Genomic DNA, 16,171 nt, shown 5'->3' with positions numbered 1-16,171 from the left:
TGCGCCTGTGTTGTGTCTGAAGTCTCGCGGCGGCCCGGCCCGACAAGGACGTCAGGGCCGGCTGCCGACGTGGATGACTGCTATTGCTGTATGACGCCCACGGCGAATTCGTCAATCTCCGAAAGAATGTGCGGCCTGTTCTTCTGCGGCCGGCTATGCTCACCGATCGTCGTCCTGACCTTCGTCTCGTGATGCGGGGCGGCTGTCATCGGAGGTTACGCCCTGCGACGCCGCCACGTGTTCTCGCATCGCTGCTTCGACCAGCCGCGGCATGTTCTTGTCCAGCCACTCCTGCAGCATCGGGCGCAGCAACTCCTTCACGCTGTCCTCCAGTGTCTTGCCGCCAACCGATGCCACGGGCGGCTCGGACGACTCCGATGCAGGGGGCTGTGCTGCCGCTTCTGGCGCAGAGGCGGCTTGGTGCGCCGTTGCCTGGTCTTCAATGGCTGCCGCGGTTCCCCGCGCCTCGGACACGGTTTCGGCGGGCTGTTCTGGCTCGGGCGCCGGGAATTGCACTGCGCTCATGTGACTCTCTTCCAGTTCATCCTCGGGCGCGCCCGTGGTGTTGCCCGCCATCAAGCCGTCGTCCGCCTCTTCCTGAGGTGTCTCGACGTGCGGTGTCTCTTCGGCCGCGAAGGTGTCCTGCGGCTGCGCAGGGCCAGCCCACTGGCGCGGGGGCATCCCGAAGACGGCCTCGAGCTCGTCCGCCGCGGGGAAGGTGCGGAGCGTTTGTGTCGTCTGCTCAGACGCTTGCTCTTCTGCTGCCGGCTCCTCGGCCATCTCGCTGTCGAGGCTGGGCTCGGCTTCCGCCTCCGCGTCGAGCTCCCAAGCCTCCCCGGCTTGGGCCTCGCTGAAAGAGGTCAACTCGATGCCCGGTTCATCCGCGTGGTCATCCTCAGCCGGCGTTTGGTCCTGCGGTTCCGCCGGCTCAGGTGTCTCTGGTTGCTCCTGCTCCTCGGCCTGGCGCGCGACGCGGGCGGCGGGCCCTTGCGAGCGCGCCAGCTTGTAGCTCTCCGTTACGTCAAAGGGGTCGTTTGAAGGCCAGGCGCTCTCCGGGTGGGTTTGGGTGGCGGTGAAAGGCGAGGTTGGTCCCCCTTCGCCAACCGGCATCTGAAAGTCCTGCGGCCAGGCATCCGCCTGCGTGATCGCTTCCTCGTCGGTCTCCGTTGCGGAAGGCTCGTCCAGTTTCGGTTCCTCTGGCGCCGACTCGTCCTGCTGCGTCTGGGCACCCGGTTGAGCCTGCGCCATCCGCTCCTGCTCGCGGCGCAGCGCGGCGGTCGCCTCGGTGACGATGAACTCTTCCGACAGGTCGAGCACGTCTTCGGCCGGTTCGGGCGCATTTTCGCCGGTCGCCGTCGTTTCCGCCTGCTGCCCGCCGCGCAGAACGCTCAGGATGTCGGGCTTTCCCGGCTCTCCGGCATCCGGCTGGGTGTCCGCGGTCTCACCGTTGCGCGGGACATTACCCTCGGTTCCGCCTTTCTCGTCGCTGTCATCTGCGATGATCTCGCGGATCGAGGACAGGATGTCATCAATGCTGGGTTGCGACTCTTTACTCTCCGCACTCATTGGAAGGTTCCCCGCTTACACCGCCGCACTGCTATCAAGGGAAAGAGGATACGGATCCAGTTTGCCCGACTCGCTCGTTAACGGATCTTTACCTTTTCTGCAGGGTGAATAACGCAGGTGGCCCCGTAACGACAAGATGTTCCGGGCCGTTTGCGCGGAGGATAAGACGAATTTCCGGCCTTTGGGGACAGGCCGGGATAAGTGGCGGCCAAGCCGCCACCGGTCACTTCAGGGACGTGGCGTCGTCATCGTCCGGCACGACCCACGGCTCGGTGCTCACGCCGACTCCCGCGGTCTGCTCATCGACCATTTCGAGCCCGGGCTCGAGAACCGCGTCGCCGCCGACGACGGTCGTGTCCTCCACCGGCAGGACGCTTGTCGTCCAGTGAAAGCCGAACGGGCGATTCTTCACGTCGCGATAGTGGACATCCGGATCATAGATCTCGGTCGGCAGGCCGAGATCCGACGGTGTCAGCCGCCCGATCGCGGCGAGCAGAGTGTAGGACGCCACGACGAGATCGCGCCGGCTGGTCACCAGCGAGACCTGCGAATCGAGCAACTCCTGCTCCGCGTCCAGAACGTCGAGAACGGTCCGCTGACCGACCTGCTCTTCGGCGCGCACACCGTCCAGCGCGATCTTGTTTGCCTCAACCGCAGCTCGATCCGACACCAGGGCCGCGCGGGCGGCCACTACTTGTCCCCAGGCCGACACCACGTCCGCGCGGACCGCCTGGCGGGCCTGATCCACCTGCTGGCGGCGCTGAAGTTCGGTGTCCTGCGCCTGGCGCACGCGCGCCGAGACTTCACCCGCCTGATAAATCGGAACGGTCATACGGCCTGTGATCGTCGTGGTGTCCCGCTCTTCCGCTAGCCCGGTCTCGAAGCTCTTCTCGTAGCTTGCCTCAAGCTGAACCTCTGGCAGCAGTTCGCCCTTGACGGTCTTGGTGTCATATTCCGACGCCTTGACGCGGAACAAGTTGGCCAGGATCTGCGGGTTCCGCATTTCCCCTTCCTTGAGGGCGGCTTCCAGCGTCGAAGGCAGAAGACGGTCCACCGGCTTCGGCGTCTTGAGATTGCGTGGCGGGAAGCCGATCACGCGCTCATAGGCGGCGCGGCTGGTTTTGAGATTGGCCTTGGCCAGGTTCAGCGCGGAAATCGCCTCGGAGCGACGTGCGCGGGCTTGCGCCACGTCCGTCTTGGTCACCTCCCCGACCTCGAATCGGTCCTGAGTGGCTTGCAATTGCTCCGTGAGGAACTGGACGTTGTTTTCGCGGAGGCGGACGATGGCCTGATCGCGCAGGACGTTCATGTACTGCGTCACCGCGTCCAGCAGCACCTGCTGTCCGGTGTCGCGCAGGTCCTCGCGGCTTGCCTCCACGTTCGCCTTGGCGGACTCGACCGAATTTATCGTCCGAAACCCGCGAAAAAGCGGCTGCGTCAGATTGATCGAATAGCTGCGTGGCCAGCGGTCACCGTCCGACGGAGAAGAAGGGCGAGACGATACATCCTGATACGAGTGTGTCACTTCGCCCTGAATGACCGGTCGGTAACCTGATTTCGCGCGCGAAACTTCCTCATCGGTCGCGCGCAACTGCGCCCGCTGTGCCTTGATTTGCGGGTTTGCGATGTAGGCCGCTGCTAGTGCCTCCTTGAGAGTTTCCCCATGAGCAGCGGGTGTTGACAGCGCGCCTGCCACTGCAAGCGCAAACGCTGACACGAGGACTGTGCGCATTATCGGATCGCCCTTTCGCCGGCTAGCAAGTTTCAAAAGCCCTGGCCTTGCCCTCCCTCGACGCGATCACCAGCAGCGAACGACCGTTTTGGCCGTCCGGAACAAGGCACCCCCGATGTCGGAAAACGTATCGGTCAGATGCGGCAGGTCAAAGCGCGGCGCATGGAGATGCACACAAGTTTTCCCACCACGTGACCTTTTTGCCGCGCTGCGCCCCTGCAACCTTGGCGAGTGCGGCATTCGGAGCACACTCGCCATCCTGACGAACATGTTTTACAGAAGAAATCCACTACCGGAGCGCAGCCAGCGGGCGAATCACGTAACTGCGTTGGTGCCCCGCGCCCTTTGCGCCTGGCCGTTAGCCGACTTGCGGTTCGGTGGTTGCGGCAGGATGCAGGTGACGGTCGTGCCCTCGCCAGGCTTGCTCTTGATGTCGAGACGGCCCTCATGCATTTCGAGGATCGAGCGCGAGATTGCGAGCCCAAGCCCTGACCCCTTGTGATCCTTGGTGAGCTGGTTGCCGACCTGCTGGAATGGCTTGCCGAGCTTGGCAATCTCGTGTTTCGGGATGCCGACCCCGGAGTCGCTGATCGATATGCGCACCGTTCCCTTGTAGCGATAGCTGCGAACCGAGATGTCACCGCCCTCCGGGGTAAACTTCACCGCGTTCGAAAGAAGGTTGAGCAGCACCTGCTTCAGCGCGCGCTTGTCGCCGGCGATTTCGATGTCCGGGTTGCCGGACTGGTTGAGGTCGATCTTGCGCTCTTCGGCAGTGGGCTGGACCACCCGCAGGCTTTCGTCGATCAGGTTGCCGGCGCGCACCGGCTCGATCGACAGCGAGAACTGTCCCGCCTCGATCTTCGACATGTCGAGGATGTCGTCGATCATCTCCAGCAGGTAGCGGCCGCTCTCGCTGATGTCGGTGGCGTAGTCGCGATACTTCTCGTGGCCGATCGGACCGAAGAACTCCTCGGTCATCACTTCCGAAAAGCCGATGATGGCATTAAGCGGTGTGCGGAGCTCGTGGCTGATGTTGGCCAGGAACTCGGACTTGGCCTTGCTGGCCTCCTCCGCGCGCGCTTTCTCCTTGGCGTATTTGTCCGCCAGCTCAACGAGCTGACTCGTCTGGCTTTCCAGCTTCTGCCGCGAATCCTCCAGTTCCTCCACGGTCGCGCGCAGTTCGCGCTCACTCTGGGCGAGGCGGCGCTCGTTGCGCTTCAGCGTGGTGATGTCGGTGGCGATGCTTACGAAATCGCTGGTGCGCGTGCGCCGCTCGGACACCGCGATCCAGCGGCCATCGTCCAGCTCGATATCGTAGCTCGCCTCTCGGGATTTTGGCGCGCCAGCCGCCGAGCGCGGCCCCTGCGGTACGTTGCATTCGGCGGCGGCCTGGATTTTCGCGTGAGGCATGCCGGGCATCGCCTGATCGCCGGCAAGGCCATACAGCTCAAGAAATCGCCGATTGCAGAACACCAGCCGTTCGCTACTGTCCCACAGCGCGATCGCATGCTGCTCGCTGTCCAGCGCCTCGGTAAGCCGCGCGGCCATTTGCACGTCCCGGCTTTCGCGACGCTCGTCGCTCGGCACTTCCATGATCATGCCGAGGAACACGGGCTGCGCCTGCCAGCCACCCTGAAAGATGCGCCCGCGCATTTCGAACCATACCCAGTCGCCCTGTGCATCGGCCATGCGGAAGCGGGCGGCGAAGTCGGGCGTGCCGTCCTTCATGGCGCGGTTGATGCTGCTGTAGAGGTCGTCTTCCGGGTGCAGCAGGCCGCGAAAACGGCTGAAGGCAATCGGCCCGGCCGGCGCATCGAGGCCCAGCGCAGTAAAGACCGAACCGGTGATCCGTAGTTCGCCGCGTACGATGTCCCAGAAGCAAAGCCCGGCGCGTCCGCCGTGCAGTGCTGCGTCCATGTCACTGCGGAAGGCTTCGGCGGAGCGCAGCAGAGCGTCGTGCCGGCCGAGCTGGCGAAGGAACAGCCAGAACATGCCTGCTGCTGTCAGGAGCGCGATAAGGCCAAGCGCGCCGAAGAGGATGACATCGTTGAACCAAACGGTGAGGGCGGCATTGGGCTTTGCCACCACGATGATTCGGCCGCCGTCATTGAGCGCACGTTCGGCGCGCAGGAAGCCGTCTGTATTCTCGGTGAGCGTGCTCACGGGCTTGCCGGCATGGCCGCGAACCGGCTGTTCAGCGATGACCTGGCCCTCGGCGTTGATGAGAAACGCGCCGTGGTAGTCGGCACCGCGCAGCGCCCGGCCAGTTTCGGACAAGGCGGCGCGCCAGGCGTCGTAAACGGCGACGGGCTTCGGCTCTGACGGCTCGCCCCCGTCTTGCGGCGGCGCTGATTGCCGTGGTTGCGCCCGGACTCGCCTGATTTCGGAAGCAACAAGCGCCGCTGCCATGTCGACGCGCTGCTCTGCGGTCTCCAGCGCGGATTGGCGCGCGTCGAGGAGATGAATGGCGATCCGCGCGCTCAGCCCCAGCAGCAACGCGATCGCGAGCAGCGGCAGCACCCAGCGAATCCAGAAGCGCGGAGTGCGCGTGACCGTGGCGAAAGAACCGGCCTGTGGCGAGATATGCCAGCCGGCTCCCGGAGGCGTGCCACCATGATCGGGCGATTCCGCCTCCATCACGCTCATCCGTCCTCGTGCTGCGTGTTGACTGCGCGCACCCTGCGCCAACTCCCAAATGCCCTTGGACTCTATCGAATGATTCGCTCGATCGGCCAAGCAGGCGGCCCGTCAGCCTGTGGACCATGCGGCGCCGTGTCCCGTCCCTTTGCATTGCGGGAAGGCGCGGCTGTCGCTATCTCCCCACGGAAGGAGATGGAGAACGAAAATGCTGCGCTGGATCCGATTCGGGCTTTTCCTTCTGGTGGCTTTTGCGCTTGGGCTGTCTGTACATTTGGCGCTTGAACGCTTCCAGCAGCCCGCGCCGCCGCAAACGGCGCAGAGCAGCGGCGAGGCGCTGATCGGCGGACCGTTCGAACTGGTGAGCCACGAGGGCGAGACAGTTACGCATAGGGACTTCGCCGGTAAGCACATGCTCGTCTTCTTCGGTTTCACGCATTGCCCGGATGTCTGCCCGGCCAAGCTGAACCATATCAGCGTGGCGCTTGACCGGCTTGGCCCGCTCGCTGACGAGGTTACGCCTATATTCATTACGGTCGATCCGGAACGGGACACGCCCGAGCGCATGGCGCAATACGTCTCCAACTTCAGCGAGCAAATCGTCGGCCTGACCGGCACGCCGGAGCAGATCCGCAAGGCGGCAAAGGCCTATCGCGTCTATTATGCGAAGGTCGAGATGGAGAACTCGGCCAGCGGCTATCTCATGGATCACAGCGCCTTCACCTACCTGATGGACGAGACCGGCGACTACGTCACCCACTTTGCCTATGGCGACAGCATCGAAAAGATGACCGAGCGGCTGCGCCGGGAACTCGGCGGGGACAAGACCGCCGCGCGTGTTGGCGCGGCCCCCACCGCGCAATAACGTCGCGCTTCTCAACAGCCGGATATCCCTTCCACATCGCTGCCATTGTTGCGGTGCAGCAATGCGCGTATGTTAACGGCTGATTTGCCTGTCCCATTTTGGGACAGCGGACAAGAAATGCGGGGTTTTAGTCAGTGCTCTACCACCTGTACGAGATGACGGCGGCCGCTATGGGGCCGGCGCGGGCGGCGAGTGATTCCTGCAGCCTGATGATGCGCAACCCGTTCAATCCGATTGGGCGGACCACGTTCGGCAAGGGTACGGTGGCGGCCTGCGAGCTATGGGAGCGCACGACGCGCCGCTATCCCAAGCCGGAATTCGGCATCCGGCATACCGAGGTTTTCGGCCGCAAGGTGCGGGTCGAAGAGGAGACGGTCTGGCGCAAGCCGTTCTGCCGCCTGCTGCACTTCCGGCGCGACACGCTCGATTCGCGCGCGGCGCGTCAGCCCCGGCTGCTGATCGTCGCGCCGATGTCGGGGCATTTCGCCACGCTTCTGCGCGGGACGGTTGAGGCGATGCTGCCCGATCATGACGTCTACATCACCGACTGGGAGGACGCGCGCCGTGTCCCGCGCGCGGCTGGCCGCTTCGATCTGGACGACTATATCGACTACGTCCAGGAGATGATCGAACTGTTCCGCGGCGATGTGCATGTCATGGCCGTGTGTCAGCCCTCCGTGCCGGTGCTGGCCGCTGTGGCAGACATGGAGGCCCGCCAGTCGCCGCATGTGCCGCGCAGCATGATCCTCAAGGGCGGGCCGGTCGACACACGCATCAACCCCACGCTCGTGAACGATCTCGCGGAAAAGCGCGGCACCGCCTGGTTCGCGCGCCGTGTCATCTCGACGGTACCGTGGCCCAATCCCGGCTATGGCCGGCCGGTCTATCCGGGCTTCCTGCAGCTCACCGGCTTCATGACCATGAACCTGGACCGGCACATCAACGCGCATCGCGAGCTGTTCTTCAACCTCGTGAAGGGCGACGGTGACTCGGCAGAGAAGCACCGCAAGTTCTACGACGAATATCTCGCGGTGATGGACCTGACGGCGGAGTTCTACCTTCAGACCGTGGATCAGGTTTTCGTGCGCCACGCGCTGCCGCGGGGCGAGATGACCCATCGCGGCCGGCGCATTGACCCCGGCCTGATCCGGCGCACTGCGCTCATGACGGTGGAGGGCGAGAAGGACGACATCACCGGCGTTGGCCAGTGCCATGCGGCGCACACGCTGTGCCATGCCCTGCCGCGCGCGAAGCGGGCGCACTGGTTGCAGCCGGGCGTCGGGCATTTCGGGATCTTCAACGGCTCGCGTTTCCGCGAAGAGGTCGCGCCGCGCGTCGCCCGGTTTATCCGTAAAAATGACGCGCGCACGAGCATCACCAAGCGGCTGGCGGCGGCCCTGACGGGCCGGCGGCGGATCCATGCCGCGCCGCCGGTGATCGTGCCAGGGCATGAGCAGGGCTGGCCGGAGCGCGCGCCCGCTCTGTTGGAGCCCCCGCGCTGAGCCGGACGCAATCTCGCCATGTTTTAGTCAAGAGAAAGGCGCAAAAGCGTCAGTATTTCCGTCTGATTTATGAAACTGTCGTGCAGCGGGACTTGCGCCTCAATAAGGGATTGCTTCACGCTTTATTTCGAATGATCCGCGAAAACGCGGTGGTTGATTTGACTTTATCTCCAGTGCGTGGCTTCTCGATGCGGACAAGAGGCTTCGGCCTCGCTCGCAACCCTGGAGAAGCAACATGACTCGACTTTTCGCACTCGCCGCCATCGCGCTGGCGCCCTTCGCCACCCCCGCGCTGGCGCAAGAGGCCTGCGACCCGGAAGCGCGCGTCGTCCTCGACCGGGCCGAGCCGAACGAACCCGTGAGTGAGCTGGAAGACGGCTACAATGAGCGGATCATCGTGTCGCGGTTCCTGAATAACAGGATCGACAACTGCGGCCCGCAGCAACAACAGATGCAGATGGTCGATGTGGAGGAGCAGCAACAGCAGCAGCCCGCGACCAACTAGGCTCTGTGGCGGCTCATCCGGTCCGGGTGAGCCGCTCAGCCGAGCGCCAATTCGCCGCGCGCGACATGTACCGCGTGACCGCCGATGCGCAGACCCGTCACCGTCCGCCCTGACACCTCGGCCTCAAGCACGATTTCACTGGGCCGGCCCATCTCGAAGCCCTGCTCGATCTCGTAGCGGTTCAAGCCATCGGCCGGGCGATCGAAACGGTTGATCGCACCCGCGAACGCCGCCGCAGCGGAGCCCGTTGCCGGGTCCTCGGGCACGCCCATCATCGGCGCGAACATCCGCGCATGATACGATGCCCGTTGACGAACCGTTTCCCGGCAATAGACGAAAGCGGCCATCAGCTCATCCCCGCGGAAAGCCTCTTCCCAGTGCGCGTGGACCACATGCGCGCGGCGGATCGCGTCGAGCCCATCGACTGGCACGAAAGTGAACGGCATGCCTGCGTTGAAGCGCGACGGGTGGTGGTTCTCGAACCCGATTTCGGAGGTCGCGAGACCGAGCGCCGCCGCGATCCGGTCCTCCGGCGCGGTTGCGCCCGCGTCGCCCGGCAGGCGCGGCGCGTCAAACTCGGCGTAGTCGGCCGTGCCGGGGATCATCCGCACGCCCACGCGCACCGCCCCGATGTTCTCCTCCAGCACGATGATCGCGTCCTGCTCGGTGCTCACCTCGCCGAACTTGAGCTGAGCCAGCAGGATGGCGGTGCCCACGGTCGGGTGGCCAGCGAACGGCAATTCGGATTTAGGCGTGAAGATGCGCACCCGCGCCGAATGCGCTTCGTGCTCCGGGTCCATCACGAACACCGTCTCGGAGAGATTGAACTCCCGCGCGATGCCCTGCATCCGGTCGGTGTCGAGACCGTCGGCACCGCACACCACGGCAAGCGGATTGCCGGCAAGCTGATCCTGGGTAAAGACATCGAGAACGTAGTAAGTCAGATTCATGTTGAGCGCGCCCGGCTGCTTGATCGGTCTGCTGATCGGGACGGGAGATTAGCGCAATCCGGGCGGCTTGACACCCGCCGATCGTTCGCCGTGCCCAGATTCCGGTTAGCCCGTAAGGCTTTCGCGCAGGCTGGTGCCGGTCACCGCGTCGATCAGTGCGGCGAAGGGGTAGAGCAGGGCATCCCACGGGCCGATGCCGCTGCCCGCGCGGACGATCTCCGGGAACACGATAAAACGGTAATAGAGCCAGGCGAACGCCACCGGCGCGAAAATGCTGAGGACGCGCGCGAAGGCATGCTGCGCCAGGCGCGGGGCGAGCCGGTCGGCGAGGCGGTAGGCGATGCCGTCCCATGCGCGCGGCGCGTCGATCAGCCGGAGGGCCTGCAAAAGCAGCCCGCCCATCGCGGTGTTGCGCCCGTCGGGGCCGGTGAAGGTTTCGCGGAGCTGCTGGTGAATGCGCCCGTAGAGGTAGAAGCGCGCTAGCCCGACCGGCCCTTGCCGCGTCGTCAGCCAGACCGCGGCGATTTCCCGCCAAGCCCACAGGCCGGTGATGACCAGCCACGCGCCGTAGCCGTAAATGGCGAGGATCAGCGTCGTCGTGACCAGCAGACGGGTCTCCCGGTCCTCGATCGCGCCGCCCGCCCACTGTGCCAGTGCCAGCAGCGCAATGAAGACGACGATGTGCAGCAGGAAGTCGCGCAGCCAGGCATGGATCGCCGCGTCGACCTCCGCCGTTGCCAGCCGCTCCAAGAGCATCTCGCCCTGGTCCGCCGCCGATTGCAGACGGCTCTGCAGCGACTTGCGCAGCGTATCGAAAACCATTTGTTGGGTCCGGCCTTCGCGTTAAAGTCGTGACTATATCAAACCGGGAGCCGTCGAACATGCCGATCCTCGCGCATCTCGATGCGGCGCTGGACGATCCGGATAGCTGGGCGGGGCTGTTCGCCGCGGCGAATGATAACGAGCTGGCGCCAATCGCGGAGGTTGTGGCGCCCTATGCGCCGGCAGGCACCGGCGAAGCCCCGAAGCGGGAGCGGTTGGCTGCGGGGGCCGCGGCGCTGGCCACAAAGGCACACGGTCAGCCCGGCCCGCTGGCACTGGCGCGTTGGGCTGTGCGCCGGCTGGGCGCGCAGCCCGAGACCCCGGAGGCGCTGGGCGACGTGGATGCCTGGCTGCTGAGCCTGCTTATGGCGGCTGCGGGCCTCGATGTCGCGACGCAGCACCCCGCGCGGGAGCCGCTGGCAGCTGCTGTTGAGGACGCCGTTCAGCGCGCCTCGGCGCCCGAGTTGGCCGCGATGCGCCTTGCGCTGGAGGCGGCCATTCTGCGCCGTGCCAAACGCGCGCGCTTCTTCCGCGTTGGACGATGGCTCGGCCTCGGTGCGCGCGCAAAGCCGGTCCCGTTCCCTGACCCTGCCGCGATCCGCGCAGCGGAGCCGGAAGCCGCCGGCCCGCGCTGGCGTGACCTGATGGACGCCGCGGGCAAAGTCCCGCTCGACCTCTGGGAGCAGCGCCTGAAGGAGGCGCGGGCTGAACTGGGCCGCTTCAATATCGTCGTCGCCGGACGCACCGGCGTCGGCAAGACCACGCTTATCGGCGCGGTGTTCGGCAAGGAGGTCGGCGATACGCTGGCGGGCCGGCCGCGTACGCGCGGGCGCATCTGGTATCCGGAAGAGCCGGGGGAGAAGGATATCCTGCGCGTCTGCGACACCGAGGGACTGGAAATCGAGCGGTTCCGGGAGACGCTGGACAATCTTCGCCAGGAAATTGCCGCCGCGAACAAGTCCGATGATCCCTTTGATCATATCCATTGCGCCTGGCTGTGCATCGACGAGCCGTCCCTCACGGTCCAGCCGGGTGAGGAAAAGGCCGTCGCGCTGTTCCGCGAGTTCGGCGTCCCGGTCATTTGCGTGTTGACGAAGGCCGGAATGGCGCCCGGGTTCCCTGAGCGCGTGCGCGAAATCCTGCCGGCGTGCGCAGCGGTGGTTCGCGTGCGTGCCCTCGCGATCGAGATCGAGGGGCAGACCTTTCAGCCGATGGGGCTGGACGATCTGATGGCCGAGACCGAGCGGGTCATGCCCGATGAGGCTGAACGCGCCTTCGCGCTCGCCTCGCGCAATCTGGAGGCCATGTCCGCCAAGGCGATGCAGACCGTGCGCGCCGCTGCCGGAGCGGCCGGAGCAACCGGCGCGACGCCGCTTCCGCTCGCCGACGCAGCCGGTGTTTTCGGCGTTCAGGCGGGCATGATCGTGCGTGTCTCGCTGCAGATGGGCGTGCCGCTGGAGCGCGGCGACCTGCGCAAGCTGGCGGGCACACTCCTGGGCGCACTGGGCCTGACTGCCAGCGGGCGCTTTCTCGCTGGGCGCGCGATCAAGCTGATTCCCGGCATCGGCCAGCTTGCCGGCTCGGCGATCACCGGCGCCACCGCAGCCGCCTTGACCTATGGCCTGGGTCACGCATATGTGACCTATCTGCGCCGGTTCCACGCGCGTCACCAGCGCATGCCGCGATCCGACGAGATCATCTCCGGCTTTACGGAGTTCTGGCGTAACTGGCGCGGCAAGCATGAAACGCCGCCTCCCGCCGCATTGCACCCTCAGTCCTGAGCGTCTATACCCAGCGGCACGCACGAAACCGGCAACACCACACGCAGCAGGAGTGAACGTATGAGCGTCGGCGCGAACTCTGACGAGAAGAGCACATTCTGGGAGACCGTGCGCGTCGTCGTCATCGCCCTGCTACTGGCGTTCCTCGTGCGTATTTTCCTGTATCAGCCCTTCAACATTCCGTCCGGCTCCATGAAGCCGACACTGTTGATTGGAGATTATCTTTTTGTCTCCAAGTTCAGCTACGGATACAGCCAGTATTCATTCCCTTTTGGACTGGCGTCGTTTGACGGGCGCATTTTCGCGGGGAAGCCGGAACGCGGTGACGTAGCGGTCTTCAAGCTGCCCCGCGACAACAACAGCGACTACATCAAGCGCATCGTCGGTCTGCCGGGCGATCGCATCCAGATGATCGACGGCGTGCTGCACATCAACGGCGAGGCGGTCAAGCGCGAGCGCCTGTCTGACTTCACCTTGCAGCTGGGTCGCGGGCGGACGCGGGAGGTGCGCCGCTACCGCGAGACGCTGCCCAACGGCGTCACCTACGAAACGCTTGACGTCTACGACAACCGCCCGGGCGATAACACCGATGTGTATGTCGTCCCCGAGGGTCATTACTTTATGATGGGTGACAATAGGGACAACTCCTCTGACAGCCGCTTTTTCGGTGCTCGGGGAGTCGGCTTCGTGCCGGCGGAAAACCTGATCGGGCGGGCGGAAATCACCTTCTTTTCGGTAAGCCCTGAAGGCAGCCTGTTCGAGTTCTGGGAGTGGCCCTTCGTGATCCGCTGGTCGCGGCTGTTCCAGGTGATCGAATAGAACAGGTGGCGGAACTGAAAGGGCAAAACACGCTGCCCGGAAGGCTGGGCTATGAATTTGCTGACGCCGGGCTCCTGCGGCTGGCGCTGACGCATCCGAGTGCGCAAACGGCGTCCAGCGGCGCGGACTATCAGCGGCTCGAGTTCCTGGGCGACCGGGTTCTGGGGCTGGTCGTGGCCGAAAGCCTCTACAATACGTGTCCGCAGGATAGTGAAGGCGCGCTCGCGCGGCGTTACAACGAGTTGGTGCACCGCGACACCTGTGCGGCGATCGCACGGTCACTGGACCTTGGCTCGCATGTCCGCATGAGTGAGGCCGAGGCGGCGAGCGGCGGTGCCGAGAAGGCCGCGATCCTCGCGGATGTCTGCGAATCGGTGATCGGCGCGGTATTTCTCGACGGCGGATATGATGCGGCGCGCGACCTCATACATCGGCTATGGGGCCAGCGGTTGAGCGAGCCGGGGCCGGTGCCGATCGACCCCAAGACCGCGCTGCAGGAATGGGCGCAGGGTATGAAGCTGCCCTTGCCGGAATATAATGACGTCGCGCGCACCGGGCCCGATCATGCGCCGCAGTTCACCGTGGAGGCGCGCGTCTCGGGGTATGAGCCGGCGCGGGGGACGGGTTCAAGCAAGCGGGCGGCACAGGAGGCGGCAGCGACGAAGATCCTCGTGCGCGAGGGCGTCTGGCCGGAGAGCAAGCGTGAGTGAGGCGCAGGACGCGAACACCCCGAACATCGAGGAGGGTGAGACCGCTTGCGGTTTCGCCGCGATAATCGGCGCGCCGAATGCCGGAAAGTCGACCCTGACCAATCAACTCGTCGGGTCCAAGGTCACTATTGTCACGCACAAGGTCCAGACCACGCGAACCCGGTTGAGGGGCATTCTGATCGCGGGCAACACGCAGATCATCCTGGTCGACACGCCGGGAATCTTCCGTCCGCGCCGCCGGCTTGATCGGGCCATGGTCGAAGCGGCCTGGCACGAGGCGCTGGAGGCGGATGTCGTCCTCTTGCTCGTGGATGCTCAGAAGGGTGTGGACGAGCAGGTCGATTCGATCATTGAGCGGCTGGCCGGGATCAAGCAACCGCTGCTCCTTGTGCTGAACAAGATCGACCGGGTCCGCAAGGACCGTCTGCTGGAGATGACGGCGCAACTCAGCGCGCGGGTGAACTTCGACCGGGTCTTTATGATCTCGGCGCTGACGGGTGACGGTGTTGCCGATCTGCGAGACTATCTCGCCGAGGCGATGCCGCCCGGCCCGTGGCTTTACCCGGAAGATCAGCTTGCAGATGCGCCGCTGCGCGTCTGGGCGGCGGAGGTCACGCGGGAGAAGGTTTTTCTGCGCCTGCACGACGAACTGCCCTACGAATCCACTGTCGAGACGACCGAGTTCAAGCATCTGAAGGATGGCTCGATCCGGATTGAGCAGATCATCTATGTCGCCCGCGAAAGCCAGCGGAAGATCGTGCTCGGCGCGGGTGGGCGCACGATCAAGCAGATCTCGATGCAGGCGCGACAGGAGTTGAGCGAACAACTCGGCGTTCCCGTGCATCTGTTCCTTCAGGTGAAGGTGCGCGAGCACTGGGCCGAAGACCCCTCGCTGTATGCCGCGATGGGGCTCGAATTTCCGAAGCGATAAGCCATGCAGTGGACGGATGAAGGCATCGTGCTGTCGGTGAGGCCGCACGGCGAGACGGCGGCGATTGCGGAACTGTTGACGCGCGAGCATGGCCGGCATCTCGGCCTGGTGCATGGCGGGCGCTCGCGGCGGCTGCGGCCGGTGCTGCAGCCGGGCAACGCAGTGCGCGCGCTCTGGCGGGCGCGGCTGCCCGACCAGTTGGGCGCGATGACGGTCGAGGCCGAAACGTCTTATGCGGCGCAGGCGATGAGCGACCGGCTGGCGCTGCTCGCGCTGAGTTCAGCGTGTTACCTGGCGCGGCTTCTGCCCGAACGGGATCCGCATCCTGAGGTCTATGAAAGCCTGCGCGAACTCATGGCGGCGTTGCCGGAACGGAACCTGTGGCCTGCGCTGCTCGTGACTTGGGAGCTGGCGCTGATCGGGGAGTTGGGCTTCGGCCTTGACCTGGGCCGCTGCGCAGCGACGGGGGCGCGGGCAGAGCTGCGCTATATCTCGCCGAAGTCGGGCCGCGCGGTCAGCGCCGGGGCGGGCGCCCCGTATCATGACAAGCTGTTGCCGCTGCCGCCGTTTCTCGCGGGCGACGACAAAGCACCATCCGATGCGGACATCTGTGACGGCTTGCGGCTGACCAGCTACTTCCTCGAAAAATGGGTGCTTGCGCCAAACGAGATGCGCCTGCCCGACGAGCGAATCCGGCTGCTACGCCAGCTTGAGAAGGCGGCCTCGCCTGCGCAAGGGTGAGGCAATTTTCGCTTGACCACTCGGCCTCGCCGCGTTTTTTCCCTACCGCGTTTGTGTTATGTTCCAATTTGAGAATTGCCGAGGAATAGGTGACTGCCAAGAAGAGGGAAGCGAGATGATGAAATCTGTCAGTTCAGTGTGCGCCGGGCTGATGGTCGCGGCCGGTCTGGCCGGCGCGGCTTCGGCGGCGCAGGTGGAGGCGCCGGTGTCCAACCTGCCGGCGGGCATCACGTCGCAGGCCGATGGTGTTCGCGTGGCCGACGCCGGGGATTTCGGCGCGGGCGTGGCCGTCGGCGTGATCGGCTCGCTGATCGCGCAGGGCATCGCCGAGGAGCGCGCCCGGGAAATCCGCAACGAGGAATGGCGTTGGCGCAAATGCGACCGGGAGTTTCGCTCGTTCGAGTGGGATACCGGCATGTACACGACCTATAGCGGTCATCGCCGCGTTTGCCCGTATCTGCGCTAAGCGCGCTGTTTTGATCGGTCAGCATCAGGTCACGCCTGTGCTTACCTGTGCTCGGGCTTGACGCGGGAAAGCGCAGTCCAGCGTCATCACCGGGCTTGACCCGGTGATCCAATCGCAAGGGCAACCTCTTGTTTCTGGATTGCC

The 16,171-nt window shown here is 65.0% G+C and carries 14 protein-coding genes; 9 read left to right on the top strand and 5 right to left on the bottom strand.

Going from position 1 to position 16,171, the window contains the following annotated elements:
- Positions 1-159: 159 nt before the first annotated feature.
- From BXY53_RS14375 to BXY53_RS12540, 3 genes are all read right to left on the bottom strand, one after another.
- The gene (locus tag BXY53_RS14375) at positions 160-1,566 is read right to left on the bottom strand and encodes a DUF2497 domain-containing protein (RefSeq protein ID WP_119062336.1); all 1,407 of its coding nucleotides are present in this window, start codon (positions 1,564-1,566) and stop codon (positions 160-162) included.
- A 223-nt stretch (positions 1,567-1,789) separates the two neighbouring features.
- Positions 1,790-3,298, bottom strand: a complete 1,509-nt coding sequence (locus tag BXY53_RS12545) for a TolC family outer membrane protein (RefSeq protein WP_119062335.1) — start codon at positions 3,296-3,298, stop codon at positions 1,790-1,792.
- 315 nt (positions 3,299-3,613) lie between these two features.
- Positions 3,614-5,935, bottom strand: coding sequence for a PAS domain-containing sensor histidine kinase (locus tag BXY53_RS12540; RefSeq protein WP_170144452.1), 2,322 nt, complete (start codon positions 5,933-5,935; stop codon positions 3,614-3,616).
- 208 nt (positions 5,936-6,143) lie between these two features.
- Here BXY53_RS12540 and BXY53_RS12535 point away from each other — a divergent pair, with 208 nt between their 5' ends.
- The 3 genes from BXY53_RS12535 to BXY53_RS12525 all read left to right on the top strand — a co-directional run bounded on the left by BXY53_RS12535 (position 6,144) and on the right by BXY53_RS12525 (position 8,807).
- Positions 6,144-6,800 carry an SCO family protein gene (locus tag BXY53_RS12535; protein WP_119062333.1) on the top strand — a complete coding sequence of 219 codons (657 nt, stop codon included), beginning with the start codon at positions 6,144-6,146 and terminating at the stop codon, positions 6,798-6,800.
- A gap of 155 nt (positions 6,801-6,955) precedes the next feature.
- On the top strand, positions 6,956-8,302 hold the full coding sequence (locus BXY53_RS12530; RefSeq protein ID WP_119062370.1) for a polyhydroxyalkanoate depolymerase: 1,347 nt from the start codon (positions 6,956-6,958) through the stop codon (positions 8,300-8,302).
- Positions 8,303-8,537: 235 nt separating this feature from the next.
- Entirely contained in the window at positions 8,538-8,807 is a 270-nt protein-coding gene (locus BXY53_RS12525) for a hypothetical protein (RefSeq protein ID WP_119062332.1), read from the top strand.
- Positions 8,808-8,842: 35 nt separating this feature from the next.
- Here the strand turns inward: BXY53_RS12525 and BXY53_RS12520 are convergent, their stop codons facing one another.
- Both BXY53_RS12520 and BXY53_RS12515 read right to left on the bottom strand, forming a co-directional pair.
- The gene (locus BXY53_RS12520; protein ID WP_119062331.1) at positions 8,843-9,757 is read right to left on the bottom strand and encodes a PhzF family phenazine biosynthesis protein; all 915 of its coding nucleotides are present in this window, start codon (positions 9,755-9,757) and stop codon (positions 8,843-8,845) included.
- Positions 9,758-9,862: 105 nt separating this feature from the next.
- Positions 9,863-10,579, bottom strand: coding sequence for a hypothetical protein (locus BXY53_RS12515; RefSeq protein WP_119062330.1), 717 nt, complete (start codon positions 10,577-10,579; stop codon positions 9,863-9,865).
- Between the two features lie 59 nt (positions 10,580-10,638).
- Here BXY53_RS12515 and BXY53_RS12510 point away from each other — a divergent pair, with 59 nt between their 5' ends.
- The 6 genes from BXY53_RS12510 to BXY53_RS12485 all read left to right on the top strand — a co-directional run bounded on the left by BXY53_RS12510 (position 10,639) and on the right by BXY53_RS12485 (position 16,027).
- Positions 10,639-12,360 (top strand): YcjF family protein, encoded by a 1,722-nt coding sequence (locus BXY53_RS12510; RefSeq protein WP_119062329.1) that lies wholly within the window; start codon positions 10,639-10,641, stop codon positions 12,358-12,360.
- A 60-nt stretch (positions 12,361-12,420) separates the two neighbouring features.
- Complete coding sequence (gene lepB, locus BXY53_RS12505) at positions 12,421-13,179, top strand: signal peptidase I (RefSeq protein WP_119062328.1); 759 nt, start codon at positions 12,421-12,423, stop codon at positions 13,177-13,179.
- A 5-nt stretch (positions 13,180-13,184) separates the two neighbouring features.
- On the top strand, positions 13,185-13,889 hold the full coding sequence (gene rnc, locus BXY53_RS12500) for a ribonuclease III (protein WP_119062327.1): 705 nt from the start codon (positions 13,185-13,187) through the stop codon (positions 13,887-13,889).
- Positions 13,882-14,820, top strand: coding sequence for a GTPase Era (gene era, locus BXY53_RS12495; RefSeq protein ID WP_245410469.1), 939 nt, complete (start codon positions 13,882-13,884; stop codon positions 14,818-14,820). The genes rnc and era overlap by 8 nt, the downstream gene beginning before the upstream one ends.
- A gap of 3 nt (positions 14,821-14,823) precedes the next feature.
- Positions 14,824-15,561 carry a DNA repair protein RecO gene (recO, locus tag BXY53_RS12490; RefSeq protein WP_119062325.1) on the top strand — a complete coding sequence of 246 codons (738 nt, stop codon included), beginning with the start codon at positions 14,824-14,826 and terminating at the stop codon, positions 15,559-15,561.
- A gap of 115 nt (positions 15,562-15,676) precedes the next feature.
- On the top strand, positions 15,677-16,027 hold the full coding sequence (locus BXY53_RS12485) for a BA14K family protein (RefSeq protein WP_170144450.1): 351 nt from the start codon (positions 15,677-15,679) through the stop codon (positions 16,025-16,027).
- The last annotated feature ends 144 nt before the right edge of the window (positions 16,028-16,171 follow it).

The organism is Dichotomicrobium thermohalophilum (assembly GCF_003550175.1).
Lineage (GTDB): Bacteria > Pseudomonadota > Alphaproteobacteria > Rhizobiales > Rhodomicrobiaceae > Dichotomicrobium > Dichotomicrobium thermohalophilum.
The sequence above is the reverse complement of the archived record's forward strand: the minus strand, read 5'-3'. Positions and strand labels throughout refer to the sequence as shown.